The organism is Streptococcus vestibularis (assembly GCF_900636445.1).
Taxonomy (GTDB): Bacteria; Bacillota; Bacilli; order Lactobacillales; family Streptococcaceae; genus Streptococcus; species Streptococcus vestibularis.
Genome location: NZ_LR134275.1, coordinates 846,674 through 863,245 on the forward strand (window position 1 = coordinate 846,674; position 16,572 = coordinate 863,245).

The 16,572-nt window shown below is 33.1% G+C and carries 13 protein-coding genes; 6 read left to right on the plus strand and 7 right to left on the minus strand.

Annotation, left to right across the window (positions count from 1 at the left end):
* Nucleotides 1-79: 79 nt before the first annotated feature.
* From EL076_RS04330 to adhP, 4 genes are all read left to right on the plus strand, one after another.
* Nucleotides 80-1,495: a Y-family DNA polymerase gene (locus EL076_RS04330; protein WP_126429382.1), complete on the plus strand. Its 1,416-nt coding sequence runs from the start codon at nt 80-82 to the stop codon at nt 1,493-1,495.
* On the plus strand, nt 1,492-1,869 hold the full coding sequence (locus tag EL076_RS04335) for a hypothetical protein (RefSeq protein ID WP_117647171.1): 378 nt from the start codon (nt 1,492-1,494) through the stop codon (nt 1,867-1,869). The genes EL076_RS04330 and EL076_RS04335 overlap by 4 nt, the downstream gene beginning before the upstream one ends.
* Complete coding sequence (locus EL076_RS04340; protein WP_117647170.1) at nt 1,847-2,128, plus strand: DUF5960 family protein; 282 nt, start codon at nt 1,847-1,849, stop codon at nt 2,126-2,128. Before EL076_RS04335 ends, EL076_RS04340 begins: the two co-directional genes overlap by 23 nt.
* 161 nt (nt 2,129-2,289) lie before the next feature.
* Nucleotides 2,290-3,309 carry an alcohol dehydrogenase AdhP gene (gene adhP / locus EL076_RS04345; RefSeq protein ID WP_003092519.1) on the plus strand — a complete coding sequence of 340 codons (1,020 nt, stop codon included), beginning with the start codon at nt 2,290-2,292 and terminating at the stop codon, nt 3,307-3,309.
* A gap of 306 nt (nt 3,310-3,615) precedes the next feature.
* Here the strand turns inward: adhP and EL076_RS04350 are convergent, their stop codons facing one another.
* The 4 genes from EL076_RS04350 to EL076_RS04365 form a co-directional block, all read right to left on the minus strand.
* Nucleotides 3,616-4,911, minus strand: coding sequence for a tyrosine-type recombinase/integrase (locus EL076_RS04350; RefSeq protein WP_197716148.1), 1,296 nt, complete (start codon nt 4,909-4,911; stop codon nt 3,616-3,618).
* Nucleotides 4,904-5,125 (minus strand): DUF3173 family protein, encoded by a 222-nt coding sequence (locus EL076_RS04355; protein ID WP_269148169.1) that lies wholly within the window; start codon nt 5,123-5,125, stop codon nt 4,904-4,906. Before EL076_RS04355 ends, EL076_RS04350 begins: the two co-directional genes overlap by 8 nt.
* A gap of 106 nt (nt 5,126-5,231) precedes the next feature.
* Entirely contained in the window at nt 5,232-6,587 is a 1,356-nt protein-coding gene (locus EL076_RS04360; protein WP_126429384.1) for a hypothetical protein, read from the minus strand.
* Nucleotides 6,588-7,219: 632 nt separating this feature from the next.
* On the minus strand, nt 7,220-8,458 hold the full coding sequence (locus tag EL076_RS04365) for a hypothetical protein (RefSeq protein WP_126429386.1): 1,239 nt from the start codon (nt 8,456-8,458) through the stop codon (nt 7,220-7,222).
* 691 nt (nt 8,459-9,149) lie between these two features.
* On the opposite strand from EL076_RS04365, the gene EL076_RS04370 reads away from it, so the two are divergent.
* The gene (locus EL076_RS04370; RefSeq protein ID WP_003097344.1) at nt 9,150-9,716 is read left to right on the plus strand and encodes a hypothetical protein; all 567 of its coding nucleotides are present in this window, start codon (nt 9,150-9,152) and stop codon (nt 9,714-9,716) included.
* Nucleotides 9,717-9,956: 240 nt separating this feature from the next.
* Here EL076_RS04370 and EL076_RS04375 read toward each other — a convergent pair whose 3' ends face one another.
* The 3 genes from EL076_RS04375 to EL076_RS04390 form a co-directional block, all read right to left on the minus strand.
* Entirely contained in the window at nt 9,957-11,264 is a 1,308-nt protein-coding gene (locus tag EL076_RS04375; protein WP_126429388.1) for a sensor histidine kinase, read from the minus strand.
* 9 nt (nt 11,265-11,273) lie between these two features.
* The gene (locus EL076_RS04380; RefSeq protein WP_126429389.1) at nt 11,274-12,017 is read right to left on the minus strand and encodes a response regulator transcription factor; all 744 of its coding nucleotides are present in this window, start codon (nt 12,015-12,017) and stop codon (nt 11,274-11,276) included.
* Between the two features lie 998 nt (nt 12,018-13,015).
* Entirely contained in the window at nt 13,016-13,342 is a 327-nt protein-coding gene (locus EL076_RS04390) for a helix-turn-helix domain-containing protein (protein ID WP_064519801.1), read from the minus strand.
* A gap of 160 nt (nt 13,343-13,502) precedes the next feature.
* On the opposite strand from EL076_RS04390, the gene EL076_RS04395 reads away from it, so the two are divergent.
* Nucleotides 13,503-16,499, plus strand: coding sequence for an SEC10/PgrA surface exclusion domain-containing protein (locus EL076_RS04395; protein ID WP_064519799.1), 2,997 nt, complete (start codon nt 13,503-13,505; stop codon nt 16,497-16,499).
* The last annotated feature ends 73 nt before the right edge of the window (nt 16,500-16,572 follow it).

Sequence of the window (16,572 nt, forward strand, 5' to 3'; positions counted from 1 at the left end):
TTTTTTATGGAAAATACTTGAAATATAAGAAGTTATAATTTATACTAGTGTTAGTTTATAAACTAACGAAAGGGCGAGCATGGGATATTTTGATTATTCAAGAGAACCGCAAAGTGATATTGCTTTTGTAGATATGAAATCTTTCTATGCAAGTGTGGAGTGTGTTGAACGTGGTCTACACCCTCTTAAGACTTCACTATGTGTGATGAGTAGGGCTGAAAATGCTAATGGCTTGATACTAGCCTCTTCCCCCATATTTAAGCAGGTTTTTGGCAAGTCAAATGTTAGTCGTTCTTATGACTTACCTTTTGACATTCATTCTCGTAAGTTTCATTATTATAATGCCAAAAAGCAGGGACTTCCAACGGATAGAGATTTTGTAGATTACATAGAATCTTGGGCTAAGGTTACCTTTATCGTTCCTCCTAGAATGGACCTCTATATAAAAAAGAATATCCAGATTCAACACATTTTCCAGAATTATGCCAGTGTTGAAGATATTCTTCCCTATTCCATTGATGAGGGTTTCATTGATCTCACGTCGTCACTGAATTACTTTATTCCCGATAGAACAGTTACAAGAAAAGATAAGTTAGATATGATTTCAGGGCGTATTCAAAGAGATATTTGGAGGGAGACAGGTATTTACTCGACAGTTGGGATGTCTAATAGTAATCCCTTATTGGCCAAGTTAGCTCTTGATAATGAGGCCAAACATACGGCTACTATGAGAGCCAACTGGTCCTATGAAGATGTTGAGACTAAGGTTTGGAATATCCCCCATATGACCGATTTCTGGGGGATTGGTAAGCGGATGGAGAAGCAGCTAAACAAGTTGGGAATTTGCTCCATTCGAGAGCTTGCTAATAGCAATCCTGATACTCTTAAAAAGGAGTTAGGTATTGTGGGCTTAGACCTCTTTTTTCATGCCAACGGTATCGATGAAAGTAATGTTCATAAACCTTATAAACCAAAGTCACATGGCTTAGGGAATTCCCAAATCTTGCCACGAGACTATGATCGTCAAGCTGATATTGAATTGATTCTAAGAGAGATGGCAGAACAGGTAGCTATTAGGTTAAGACGAGCTCATAAGAAAGCTTGTCAAGTTTCCATTAGTATTGGGTTTTCAAAGTTAGAGGGCAAGCGTTCGCTACAAGCACAGATGAAGATTGAACCTGCTAATAATACAAGGATACTAATAGGACATGTCATTGAACTCTTTAGGAAGAAATATCAAGGAGGGGCTGTTCGAAGTGTGAGTGTCTCTTATGCAAATTTTGTAGATGAAAGGCTTCAAATTCTTTCTTTATTTGATAATCCTGATGATATTGATAAAGAAGAAAGGCTTCAAGCAGCTATAGATAGTATTCGACAGGAATTTGGCTTTACGACCATTCAAAAAGCAACAGCTTTACAGGAGGCATCTAGGAGTCTTGCTCGAAGCAAGCTTATTGGTGGCCACTCAGCTGGAGGATTAGATGGATTAAAATGATAGACCGTAGTTACCTTCCCTTTCAATCAGCTAGGGAACACCAAGATAGGGGAATGATGAAGTGGATGGGCTTCTTTTTGTCGGAACACACAAATTCCCTACATGAAGATAAGACTAAAGAAAATCTAACTAATCATTTGGATGATTTAGAGAAGTTTACTTTATTGAACCAGCTTTATTTGGGCCAATTATTGGGGAATTTCCAGATAAAGGATCAAGGTAGGCGCTGTAGGATTAATGGTTATGTGGTTGACTTGGATTTTGATCAAGTTACTATAAAATCTTTCAAGCAATATAAAGGTATTCGAACAAAGGATATATTAGAAATTAGTTTTGGGGGTGAAAACATAGATGAAGATGAGAGAAATTTATGATGATAAATTTCAAATTGACTATTTTTCTGATAGCTATTTAAAGTTTGAAGAAGACTTTTATCGCTATTCTGCTATGGATATTCCCTTAACCTTTTTGACGGATGATATTCTTAGAGAGATGGCTATCAGTCAAAAGAATTATTTTCTATTAAATAAAGAGAATGCTAGAGACGGACGCAATCATTATTTCCATTTTGAAGTCAGCCTTTTGGATTTCAAGACACTCGTGAGACAGTATAGGTATCTTGGAAATGATTAAATCATATCACATCCAGCGGGAGAAATAGTATGTCTTTAATTGCTAGCCAGAGCTTTCAAGAAATTTGTTAGTGACCGAGGAACGTTTTATGTAAGCGTTGACATTGTTTATAAGAGTGCTATAATGAGGGTGTTAAAAGTTATCATATGGAGGTAATTAAGATGAGAGCAGTTGTTGTTAATCAAGCAAGCACAGGTATTGAAGTTGTGGACCATGAAAAACCAGCGTTAGTTGGTCATGGTCAAGCTTTGGTTAAAGTTGAATACTGTGGCGTTTGCCATACTGACCTTCACGTAGCTCATGGCGACTTTGGTCAAGTTCCAGGTCGTATCTTAGGCCATGAAGGAATTGGTATTGTTGAAGAAGTTGGCGAAGGAGTTGAAACACTTAAAAAAGGTGATCGCGTATCAATCGCTTGGTTCTTCGAAGGGTGTGGCCACTGTGAATACTGTACAACTGGACGTGAAACACTCTGTCGGTCTGTAAAAAATGCTGGTTATAATGTTGATGGTGGTATGAGTGACTATGCTTTGGTTACTGCTGACTACGCTGTGAAAGTTCCAGAAGGACTCAATCCAGCTCAAGCCTCATCTATTACTTGTGCTGGAGTTACAACCTATAAAGCCATTAAAGAAGCTAAAGTTGAACCTGGTCAATGGGTAGCTATTTATGGTGCTGGAGGGCTAGGTAATTTAGCTATTCAATATGCTAAGAAAGTTTTTAACGCACGAGTAGTAGCAGTTGACATTAATCAAGATAAACTAGATTTGGCTAAAGAATCTGGCGCGGATTTAGTGGTAAATGGTAAAGAAGTTGAAGATGTAGCAGGCTATATCCAAGAGAAAACTGGTGGTACACACAGTGCTGTTGTAACAGCTGTTTCTAAGGTTGCTTTCAACCAGGCTGTCGATACTGTACGTGCCGGTGGTACGATCGTTGCCGTTGGGCTCCCATCTGAATACATGGAGCTCTCAATTGTCAAAACAGTTCTAGATGGTATCCGTGTTGTTGGATCTCTTGTAGGTACGCGTAAAGACTTAGAAGAGGCTTTTGACTTCGGTGCACAAGGCTTGGTAGTACCAGTTGTTGAAACCGTTCCTGTTGATACAGCGGTAGAAGTATTTGATCAAATGGAAAAAGGTGAAATTCAAGGACGTAAGGTACTTGATTTCACTAAGTAAGCGTACATCTGTCAATACCTACCATGACTATATGAGGAGTTGGGTAGCCTAAACTGGCTAAACTACTTTTTGAAAGCAGTATATCTGAACGAAATTCCATTGATTTATTTGTATTGATGGAATTTTTATTGCTCTAAAACTTCATTTAGATATAAAACAAAAAAGCGTTGAACGATTGCGTTCAGCGATTTTGATGATTTTGGTTTTATTCCCACTCAATAGTAATCTATACCTCTAAAATCCTTTCATATTGGGATTTTAGAAAGACTTATTTATTTTTGGTGGGCTAGATGGTGGGGATTGTTATTATTTTAAAATTGTTTGATTTCCATTGAATTTTACTAAACTTTTTGAAGGGAATGAGATTGAAATATTGCCAGTCATTTCTTGTGTGATAGCCTCATCTGCTCCCGTCCACATGTGAGCGTAATGTTTAAGAGTAATTTCTGGTGACGAGTGGCCGAGACGTTTTGATAGAATCAAGATTGGAACATTAAATTCATTGATAAGGTAAGAAGCGTGGCTGTGTCTTAATCCTTTAGCTTGAATTGGTTTAACATGAGCCAGTTTTGCATACCTTTTGATAGCTCTGGAAATTGTAGACTTCAGCATCGGAAGTCCATCATATGAAAAGATAAAATCACTGTCATGGCCAAGGCCTAGATTACCTTGAACTTTACGCCATTCTTTTAAAATTTTTATTGTATCATCATCAAGGCTTATCATACGTTTGCCATCTTTAGTTTTTGTATAAGAATTACGAGTCCAATTTTTTTTATTTTTGATAATTAGCATGTGATGGACTCGAAGCCTCTTTTTTTCAAAGTCAATATCATCCCACTGTAGTGCACAACCTTCATTTACACGGATGCCGGTCATAAAATAAATCCATAACATAACAAAATATAAATGTTCGTAAAAGTCATTAATATAAATCATAGATATTACGGATTCAAATTCAGACTTTGTCCAGTATGGAACCTCACTTTTTCCTTTTGGGATTGCCTTTGAGCGTTTAGAGATATTACTTTCTACATAACCTAGATCAAAAGCATAATCTAAAGATTTTCGAAACATTCCGAAGACTAAGCTAGCATAACCTTGGGAGTAACCGGCACCTCCCTCTTCAGCACTAGTTAGTAACCAAGTCCGAAAACTTTGTACTTGTTCAATTGATATTGAACGAAGTTTAGTGTTACCGAAACGTTCACTGATTAATAGTAAACTCTTTTCACGTACTAAATATGTGCTATCTTGAACAGTGGTACGGTAATATGGAATGTAATGGTTAGTCATAAATTGTTTATAATTCATATGATAATTAGAAAAACCATTAGCTTCATAATATTCTCTCTTGATTCTGATTAATTCTTTGTTAGCTTCGCTAGCCGATTTAAAATCAATTCCGTTTTTATCTTTTCTCCCCTTTCTGCGAATTCGTTTTCCTGTGATTTTATCTAAACCAAATTCCGTCTGGTAAAAAAATTTCCCATTATTGTCAACATAAACGCCATGATATTTTGTCTTTTTTTGCTTTTTAGTCTTTTGTTGAGATTGCTCTTTTAGTCTTTGTTGCTCGTTGAAATTAATTTCATCACTCATTATTTATGGAGTCCTCCTTTTCTTTCTCTAAAAGTGATACCCCAATAATTTCTTCAACAGCATGAATAGGAACATAATCTAGACGATGATTGTTATAAAACGCATATCCTTTTTGTACCATAATCTTCTTTGCTTGTCGAATGATAGTCATTGCGGTATTAGTTTTATAACCCAAAGCAATTAAATCGTTTTTATTAATAATTTTTTTTAACACATTATTCTCCTTTTTTAACATCAAGGGTTGAAGAGTTATTTTTTCAAGAACCTTGATATAATAAGAAATACTTGATAGATGGATTTAAAAATAGCTATCAAAATAACTAAAATAGTTCACTATCTAAATCATTTAATTGATTAATAATAATTTTATTTAAATCAATTTTATTGTTTTTCTTTTTTGAGCGAATAATTTGATTAAAAACAATATCTCTTTGATCAGTAGTGAATTCTTTTTGTTTTAATAAATGAATTTCTGTACAAGTTTCATTGATAAAACAACCCAACCCCAAAACTTTTGCAAATTCTAGCGAATCATGAAATAGTTTAAAAAGATGTAAAACTTGCCAACTTATCATTTTAGATAAGAAATATGTACTCTCATTTGAATCACGTTTCCGACTCTGTTTAATAAGATTTCGCTTTGTTCTAGCACTGTTGCTTGTACTTATAAAAGAAGTAGTATCTAAAAAGCAAAAGATGCCTTCGTCAATGGTGAGCGGTGAGAGTTTTTCAAGTGAGTTATTGAGTTGTCTTGATAAGAAAGCATCAATATAGTCATCTTTTCCTTTTTCTCTATTCAAACGACATAATTCTTGCTCAGTGATTTTGATTGACTTTCTAAGTAAGTCGATATATCTAAAAATGGAGCTGGTAAGAAGTTCCTCAAGAAAAATAATAATTTGTTTATCGGTTAGATCTTCTAATAATGCTGAACCAAATTCTTTTTTTATCTTTTGTTCATTCAGTGTTGTTTCATAGCGGTAGACTCTAAATTGCCGTTTTGAATTACGTTTAATATGTCTTCTGTGCTCAGCTTTTGCAGTCTTATCGTATAACACATGCTCCATATTTTTTCGTAGTCTTGAACTTAAAATGTGATGATCCTCTTTAGTTGAAGCCTTTTCATAAATTTTTTTATCAACTTGAGAGGCTTTAGAAAAACACTTGATGAATAAATTACGGGTTTGAAGATGAATGATTGAGTCGGTAGCAAAAGTAAAAGCAAGTTCTAACTTCATAAGACTGATTTTGTATGGAGTGATTAGTATTCCCATTTCAGACTCGAAAATTTTTAAAAGTTTTATAACCCGACTTTTTAAATGGTTGACTGAGATAGTTTCAGTATTAACATCTGGATGAATGAGTTGGAGACGACAATAGTAACTACTATGTTTCCTATAAAAATCCTGTCCGATTTCGAGTTTTCCAAATTCTTTTGAAGTTATTTGGATAAATTCGTAATTTCCACATTCTGATATCTTACATTTATTGTTTTTACTATTGTTAGTTTTTAAATATCTAGATAAAATATTATGATCAAACTCAAAGGTTCCACTAATTCTAATAGTTGTGCTATCAATGCCACAAAATGCTGATGTTGTTGAAAAACATCTCTTCATTATCTTTTCGTTACATTGTTGTATTTTATCTTTTTCACAAATAATTTTTTCTTGCATTTATTACTCCTTACTAATTTTTATTTTTAAAGAATATGTTTGAAAAAAATAGATTTTAAGAGATTTTTAAAAACCATAATTTAGAACTCTTAAATATTATTTTTCTTCTTAGATATTATGTTTGAAAAAAATAGATTTTAAGAGATTTTTAAAAACCATAATTTAGAACTCTTAAATATTATTTTTCTTCTTAGACATTATGTTTGAAAAAAATAGATTTTAAGAGATTTTTAAAAACCATAATTTAGAACTCTTAAATATTATTTTTCTTCTTAGACATTATGTTTGAAAAAAATAGATTTTAAGAGATTTTTAAAAATCATAATTTAGAACTCTTAAATATTATTTTTCTTCTTAGACATTATGTTTGAAAAAAACAAGTTTTAAGAGAATTTTAAAAACCATAATTTTGACTAAAATTTTTTAGTCTGTGTTGGAGAACAAAAGTTTAATATCAGTATCATATGTAACGAAAAAAATATAACTATAAATTTAAAAGAAGTTGAAGCTATTAAACTTAAAATAAAAATGTAAACATAAAAAAAGTCCTTGCTATATTAGCAAGGAAACTTTTATATTGGACCAACTCATATCGAGTACTCGTTAGTCACTAATCAATCTTGAAAGGATCTCTATATCTGTTCATTCTCATATGTAAAATCTGATTCATTATCAGTTTTAGCATCATATCCAAATAGTTGTGTAGGAGGTGGATCACGTCTTTCGCCCTCTAAGTAATCTCGTTCGTGTTGTGCAAGCTTTTCATTTAACTCTGTATCATGACGAATAATATTATAACGTTCGTATTTTTTAGAACCAAATGTTTGAGACAATTTTTGTTTAAATATATTCCAGAGGTTCTCTTTATTTTTTAAGAAATATGTTTTGAAGCAACTTTCGGCTAGATCGATACTCTCTTGCAGAATATTAATTGATTTCTTTAAAAAAGTATTCTCCTCTCTTAATTCTTTATTTTTCTTTTTAATTTTAGTAATCTCTTCGAGGTTTGCTTTTTTCATCTGAATGTCAATGTCTAACTCTTGTTTAGTTCTCAAGATCTCTGACAGTTCCTTTTTATTTTTCTCTGCTTCAGATTTAGCATTTTCAGCCCACATCTTTTTCTCCTCAATTTTTTGATCTAAGTTTTTAAGTTTTGTAGTTCGTTTGTAAATCTCAGTATCCAGATGGTTAGCTATTGTTTTAGATTTGCCACTTTCTTGAACTTGAACTCCATGATTTCTAGCTGTTGTTCGAAGTAGTTCGCGTTGAGCTGCTTGCCATCGAGTTTGTGCCGTTACTAAATCTTTATTTTTTTTAGATCCTGATGTGTAGTAACCCATTTCTTTGAGGGCACCTTCCTGACCGACTTGAATGCTTAAGCCTCTTTTATTTTGCCGTTTGACTAAGATGAAATCAACATGAAGATGAGGGGCAGAACCAGGCTCATCTGCATGAAAATAGGCACCGAAAATGATGGCGTTAGGATTATTTTTTTTGAATTGTTCTAAAAAATCTGTGAGAATCTTTTCTGATTCTGTGATTGTGGGATGATGGTTAACATTTCCTATGGTAAAAATTGCCTCATGGCTGGTAGCAGGATTGCGATTGGGATCACGTTTATAAGCTGAAAGCATTTTCGTATGATAGTCTATAATTTGTCTGTCAGATCGAGTTTGTTTCGCATTATAGTCAAGAACAGCCTGTCCGAAAATTTTATAATAAGGCTGTTTGATAGGCCTATCCTCTATAATTTTAAAATATCCATCTGGGTCTATATGATCCTCTGAGTTGGTTATGTTGCGATTACGAATATTATGGTCACGACTCATCTTTTTTCCAAAGTGAGCTGAAATAGTATATGCATTGTTCATAACTTTCTCCTTTATTTATTAATTATGTCTGATAAGTTGAAAATAAAAAAACAGCTTATGATGAATTTTTTAGGAGATGATGGAGACAGTCAGCAGAGTCTGACTCTATTTATAACACAATATACATAATGACAGAGTCATTATTATTGTGGTCTTGCAGACGGCTAGGATTACATCCTCTTTTTCCAAAATTATTTGGAAAAATTCACCTTTCTGTTGGCAAAGGTAAGTTATTTTTCTAAATTAAAAAAGAAATAAAAAAAGAGATTGAGAGAATCTCGCCTCTATATCTATATTTAAGTGATTGTGAAGAGGTTTTATCAATACGTCAATTGATACGTATATAAACTGGAAAGACTAGAGATATTGAGGCTTGTATGGAAAGTAGTACTAAAAGAGTAAATACTTCTCGAGAATCTATCAATATACTCTATATCATATCTTTAAAATTAGTTACTCAAGCAAAGGTAATGGACATGGTATATATTTGTCCACTGTTTGAGAGATTTTAGGGAGGTATCCTAATTGTTCTTTGTTAACACGATTTAAAGACTATCATTTAAAATAGATGCTAAAAATAGAAGATGTTGTCCTTTTATGACGAGAAAACTACAGTTTATGACTTCAATGAAACTTTAGTTGTCTTTATATTATACTAATCTTGTAAATCATAAGAAAAGGAACGTCAATCATGAAAACAACAACTAAACTCATTGGTATCCTATCAGCTCTTATTGTAGTAATCCTCGCTATCTTCTTAGTGACTAAGTTTAATAGTCATGAGTCGGCACGTGTTAGCTCAAGTAGTAGCCCAGCCAAGACGGTTAAGAAATCATCTTCAAGCTCAAGTAAAGCTGTTAAGAAGGATAAGAAAGCAGCTCAATCATCTTCTTCAGCAGTCACAAATGAAGGGAATGACAATCAGGCCTCAGCAGTAGCACCTAAAGCTTCTTCTCAAGAACAAGCTCAAGCAGGTACCACAGATGGTGGGAAAGTGGCTAAAGCAACAACACCAGCTTCTCAAGTTGGAGGAGTTGAGGGTGGTCGAGGTGCTTGGAAAGCTACTTCTGGAACATTGACACTTGATGAGGAAACCCCTGTATATGCTGCACCAGATAAAGACAGTGGGGTTGTTTCTAAAATGCCTGCAGGTGATGTTGATTGGGATAAATATGAAATTTTACCTGATGGAAACTGGTATAGTTTTGTCAAAGATGGGCAACGTTATTATATTTCATATTCAGATGTAGGGCATTGATAAATAATTAAGAAGTCTTTATAAACTACTTTTCAAGTCTATCAAGGCTTTAAGATAAACATGAAATAAAAAAAGACAGTAACTATTCTGAAGTTACTGTCTTTTTTGGGTCTTAAGAAAACCACTAGCTATGCTAGTGGTCCCAAAAATTAATAAGCTATGTAGCAAAAAATACTAGAAACAGACGATTCAAATGCAAAACCTAAGTCGATTAAAGAGGTTAAAGTTAAAAGTCGAGACTTACTTACAAAATCTGATAGTTTGAGAAAAGAGATGATTTGCACTACGAGTGGTAATCGTAGATTTAGGGTATTTTTCCAATATGCTATTTACATTATGTAACCCAAGACCTCTTCCTTTCCCTTTACTAGAGTACCCCCTAGCAAAAATATGACTAACATCCACTTTTTCTGATTTTATACTATTTTCAACGATAAGTACCAATGAATTATCATTATTTATGAAAACAACAGTCATTCTTGGACTTATAGCTTCAATCGTAGCTTCGATAGCATTATCGCAAAGTACAGATAGGATAGTTATAAAATCTAGTAATTCTATCCTAAAATTACTAACAGGTTCTTCAATCTCAACAGAAATTGAAATTCCCCTATTTTGTGCCTCAAGTAATTTAGCGGAAAGAATACTTTTGATAGCATCATTCTTAATATTACTAAGTTTAGCAATATCAAACTTACTATTATAGAATTGGTTTCCACTATCTCTAAGCACACCATTGTAAACAGTTTTAATAGCTTCAATATCTTGATTATCAATTCCTAATTTTAGACTGGTCAAAATATTAATATAGTCATGACGGAAACTTCTAATTTCCTCATAAAGTGATTCAACATGATGGCTGTAACTAGATAGTTCACTTAGTTGAGTATCCTTCTGCTCAATTATTTCCTTTTCTAGTTTTTCTTTTGAAACTGCATTGAGGTAGAGTAGTATTACAAAAAACAGAACAATATAAAAGTTATTAATATGTCCTCTCCAGTTATCTGCATCAGCTAATTTGTCTCTATAAATAACAAGTATAGAAACTAACAACATATATACAAACATAGAGATGTTGATCAGTAATAATAAATACTTGAAATAGTGATGCTTGAAACCTTCTTTTATTTCGTTAAAATCTAACCTAAGAGATTTTACTATGAGTAAATGAAGAGGAAAAACTAATAATTCAATTAAGATATCATACCAACTTAGTTTGACTTCATTGAAGACTGAGACTCCTAGTAAAGGGAAAACATAGAATCCCAACATTCTACCTAGCAAGCTATTAACAATAATGGGGTACAAGCCATAAAAAATATCAAGTATTTTACTTTTATACTTATTTTGATATATGTTATAAGCGATAAAGATAAAAAAGAAAGCAAAGTATCCAACAGGAGGACATATGATGAGGAGTAGAACATACAAAAATGGACCAATAATACACCACAAAGGTTTGATTGGTTGGTTACTTATTTGTTGAAATAGTAACAATACTACTAATATCTTAGAGTAGAACAGCAATAAATTTATAACTATATCCATAGAAACCCCTTAGCTTTTCAAAGATTTAACTTTTTCTAGGAGTCCCTTATATTTCGTACGTGAAATGGGACATTCATTATTATTTTCAAACATTACCATTTTCTCTTCCTTATTGATCCTAACGATATTTTCAGGATTAACGATAAATGAACGATGGCATCGATATAGGCGATCATCAGCTCGTTCAACTTCTGAAATACTGGCGTAGAACTCCATGCGTTCTTCTTTAGTATGCAAAATAACTTTATGTATTGTTGGAGATGTTTCAAAAAATAAGATATTGTTAAAAGGCACTTGAACTTGGGCCGTAGCTGTTTCAAAAGTAAAAGAATCTTGGGCAATAGTGGCACCCATTTTATCCATGGTATATTCAATTGCTAAATGAACACGTTCATAAAAATCTTCATCATCCATAGCTTTATCAATAAAATCTAGTGCAGCAACTCTATATTTAAAAGTGACTGGCATAAATTCTGAGTGTGTTGTTACAAAAACAATTGTTGCATTAGGGTCTTTTTTCCGAATTTCTTTTGCAATGTCTAGCCCCTTTTTTTCTTCTCCTTTAATTTCAATATCTAAAAAGAAAAGTTGATGAGAACCTCTTTCGGTAATTGCGTCAAGTAGCTGGCTAGGTTTTCCAAAAATCTCAGGTCCTTTACATTTTAGAGATTTTTTTGCAATAACATCCTTAATAACGGTCTCTATTCGTGTTTGTTGTAAAAATTCGTCTTCTAAAATAAAAATATTTAACAATTAGTGTACTCTCCATTCGATAAAATATTTAGTACTGTAGTAAAAGACATCGAAGTCTTTTCCAATATTAAAAATTATATGACTTGTTGTTTTAGATAAGAATGATATTATTTAGGGGTAATTAATGCATTTCTATAGCATCTAAATAAAAATCAATATTTCTTCTCCAAGTTAATATTGTAAAAGTAGTGATTGGAATAATAGAACCGTCAAGTCGTAAATAGTCTGAGAACAATCATCATCGCTATATTTTTATCGTAGATGACAATAAATGAACCGTTTACGATATTCAACTAATTGAATGGTATAACCAAGCTATAATAAAAATAGAAATTGGAGGAGAGGTATGCTCAATATTGTAAAGCACTTTTGGTTGTTGATTACTGTAAAAAGGTATATAAAAAAATATAAGTTAAAAGTTAAAATTGGCAACCATTTTAATTGTTTAAGAATTACTACAGCAACCAATTGTCTATATTTTATCATACATACAAAGAAATGTAACTATGGAAAAAAAGTCAAAAAAATTAGGCGAAATAACGTTAGTGCACAAATTATTTTATTGACACCAAATGTTGATTATAAAAGAATATTCAATGAACACCTCGAACTCTTAGGTGTTATTGATATAAAAAAGTCATTAGCGGGATTTACTAATGACATTAGTGGATATCTAGATTACTTTTTTAATATCGAAAAGGTGCACTAACCTCCATGTACATGTAAACTGTACTTGAGGTTATTTTTTATCATCCTATTAAATCGTTTTTCGATATTTTATCGTAACAAACGTTTATTTATGGATGTTATAACAAACAAAGCTCAAATCTGGAACTTTTGAAACAAGGATGTACCTTTGTATGGAATAAAAATCGATTTATATATCACAATGATAAATAAAGAAAGTTAAAAAGACTTATCTCTTATATTTTATAGAGATAAGTCTTTTACTTAAATTCTATTTTAACCTATAGTAGTTGTCAGTTTAAAAGGTTCTGTTATTTTGTTTCAGTCATAATAGTATTGATAGCTGTGATTAATTTCTTTTGTTTGTACTCAGGCAATGCTTTTAAATTATCAATAAGTTTTACCAAATCGCTATCTTCTTCTTTTAGTGTGACATCAAAGAAAGTGGAGATATCCACATCTAAGGCTTTCATAATTTTTTCAAGAGTTTTGATTTTAATATTAGGTTCTAGATTTTCAATTTTATAAACGTAATTTGTCCCTAATTCAGCTTTTTCTTCAAGCATTTCTTGAGTCATTCCCTCTTTTATTCGTAAGACTCTAATACGCTTACTGATATATTCTTGTAGATTTGACATAAACCACCTCACAGGGTTAATTTTACAACCTTAAAAGGTTGGTTATAACACCTTAAAAGGTTAAAAACGACTTTACAAGGTTGTTTTTAAGTTATATAATGTAAACATTACAATATAGGAATTGTATAATTTATTGAAAATTAAAGGAGTTTTAGCGTTAATGGAAAAGAAAGAAGCTATAAAGGTATTAGCTAGTGTATCTACAGTGATTGTAGCGACAGGATTAACGTCTGTAGCGAATGCTAATCAACAAGAAGCCCTAAAAACAGAAGTTGATGCCTTAAGTTCTAAAGTGACTGTTCAAGCTCTTAAAGAAGCTGAGAACAAGCAAAGTGTAGCGGTACAAGCAGTAAATGCTCAACAAGATATAGTTAATCAAGCCATCACTGAAGAAGAAAAAGCTGAAAAAACTGAAGCTATGGCTAAGGAAGCTCTTGATGAAGCGCAAATTATCAAAGATAAGGCCACTCTTGCTGAAATTGATAAAACTAAACAAAATATTAGTGAAACAGAATCAGCAATCGAAAATCAAGATGTTCAACTTCAGAATGCTCAAGCTGAGACTGCTAAAGCTCAAGATAAAGTTAACAAACAAACTGAAATTGTTAACAGTGATCAAACAAAAATTACTACTCAAGAAACTAATTTAGCAAATGCTAAAGCCGATGTAGAAACTGCTCAAAAAAATCTTGATGGTACAGGAGCTAAAGAAATCATCTCAGAACGAGATAATGCTCAAAGTGATTTGGCAACGAAAAAAGCTGTTGAAGCTAATGCCAAAAGCAAGCTAGAAGAAGCACAGAAAGCTGATGCTGATAAAAAAGTTAAACTTGAACAAGCTGAAAAAGATGAAAAACTTCAAACTAAATCTGTTGAAGACACTTCTAAAAGTTTGAGCGATGCTGAGGCTAAGGCTAAACAGACTAAAGAGCAACTCAATAATGCTAATATTGCTGTAACTAATGCTCAAGCAGCACTTGATGGTACAGGAGCTAAAGAAATCATCTCAGAGCGAGATAATGCTCAAAGTGATTTGGCAACGAAAAAAGCTGCTGAATCCAAGGCTCAAAGCAATCTAGAAGAAGCACAAAAGACTGATGCTGATAAAAAAGCTAAAATCCAAACATTGACAGAAACTTTGACTGCTCAACAAAATGTAGCTTTGAGAACTTCAACGGAATTGACAGCTGCTATAGCTGTTGCGGCTGATGCTAAGTCTAAAAAAGAAGAAGCAGACAAAGCTGTAAAACGGTTGGAAGATAAACTAACTAGTTTAGAAAATCTTAGCACTATTGAAATTCCAGAAGAAGTTGCAAGTGCTTATCGAAACTTCTATGAAGATAAATCAGAAGCAAACAAAGATAAGCTCTTCGATGCTGTTCAAACTTGGTGGGATAACCGTGATTATAGCAAAGAAAACAACTATCCTGTTGACGACACTGTAATTAATGATCTTAGTGATTTAACAAAAGAACAAATTGCTAACCTCTCACTTTATCAGGCAGGATTGATTCAACAAGTGCGAAAAACTATCTGGGGTGATTCTGAAATTCTTGTGACAGAAGATGTTGTTACAGCAATGAAGAATATCACAACTGCTTATTCGAACATGTCAAATCCTGATGGTGACCATCTTTTTAGTGCTCTAACTAATGATGGAACTGATACTACGCATTGGAAGGCAGAAAACCTCGGTTACATCAAAGCTAAACCAACTACAATGTCGGCTTTGTATAAAGGTATTTATAAATCTATTATCAATACTTTTGGTAGTGACTACAATCAGAATTATGCACATATTATTACAACAGTTGGAGGAAAACCTGACTATAAAAACGGTAAGGTTATTCCAAATTATATTGGTGCTGCAACAAGCGTAACACCAGAAGGTCTTGGATTGATGCATGAAATTCATTTCAATCACACTTCGTCAGATACTGATAAAATATTAAGTAATCCATTTGACTCTTCGGTTGTAAAAACTCAACTAGCTGACGCTAAAGCTGTTCAAACTTCTGCGGATAATGCTAACAAAACAGCCCAAAACCGATTAAATACAGCATCAGTAGCAAATAACGCAGCTCAGGATACTGTATCTAACACAACAAAAACTTTGAACGCACTCAAAGCAATTGCTGACCTCACACCTGATGCCAAAGCTAAGTTGGATGAAGCTACTGAGGTACGTAAGAATGCAGAAAGTCGATTCAGTAACGCTCAAAAATCAGTTGACAATCTTAACGCTGATGTTGCTACTAAAACTAAAGCTCTTGCGGATGCAAAAGTAGCACAAGAAAAAGCCAACAACGCAAACAAAACAGCAAATGAAGAATTGAATTCTGCGCAGGCTAAAAATAAACTTGCTAATGAAGTGCTCTCAGAAACTCGCAATAAAATTGCCTCACTCAAAGCAACTGCTGACCTCACACCTGATGCTAAAATCAAATTGGCTGAAGCGACTTCGGCGCGTGAATTAGCTGAGCTAAGATTAGTCAAAGCTCAAAAAGCTGTTAATAATCTTAACTCAGATGTTGCAAGTAAGACTAAAGCTCTTGCGGATGCTAAAGCAACACTTCAAAAAGAAGAAGCTAAGTTGGAAGAACTTAAAGCTAAAAAAGCGAAAGACGAAAAAGAACTTGCTTCTCTTCAAGAAACAGTGAACGCTTTGAAAGTGAATGAAGTTAAAATCAAAGACGAGATTAAATCTCTTAAAACTAAACTTCAAGAAACAAAAGATTATCTTAGTAAACTCGAAAATGCTGATAGTAATTTAGAAAAAGCTAAAGTTGCTTACAAACTAGCAGTAGAAAAACATAAAGAAGCTAAATCAATTCTTGATAAAGAAACTGAAAAACTTAAACAGTTGCTTATCAATAAACATGATGCAGTAACTCAATATGAAGCTATTGTTCAAAAAGGTGGAACTCCTGTTGCTATCCTTAATGAAAATGGCCAAATAGTAGGTTATAACTCTTCATTTTCCCGAGATGTCAGAACTGCTGTTCGCACTATTACCGATAATGTCGTTTCGAAACATGGTGTACCGATCTATCAAGCATCATTACCTGAAACAGGTGAAGGTGAGACAGCGGTTTATACGCTTTCAGGAATTACGTTTCTTGCTTTAGCAGGAGTGATGAGAAAGAAGAAGTTATAAATGACAGTTTCTAAATTGCTTTACTGAGTGAGAAGTTATGGCGTAACTGAAGATTCACTGCCTTACTTTAATC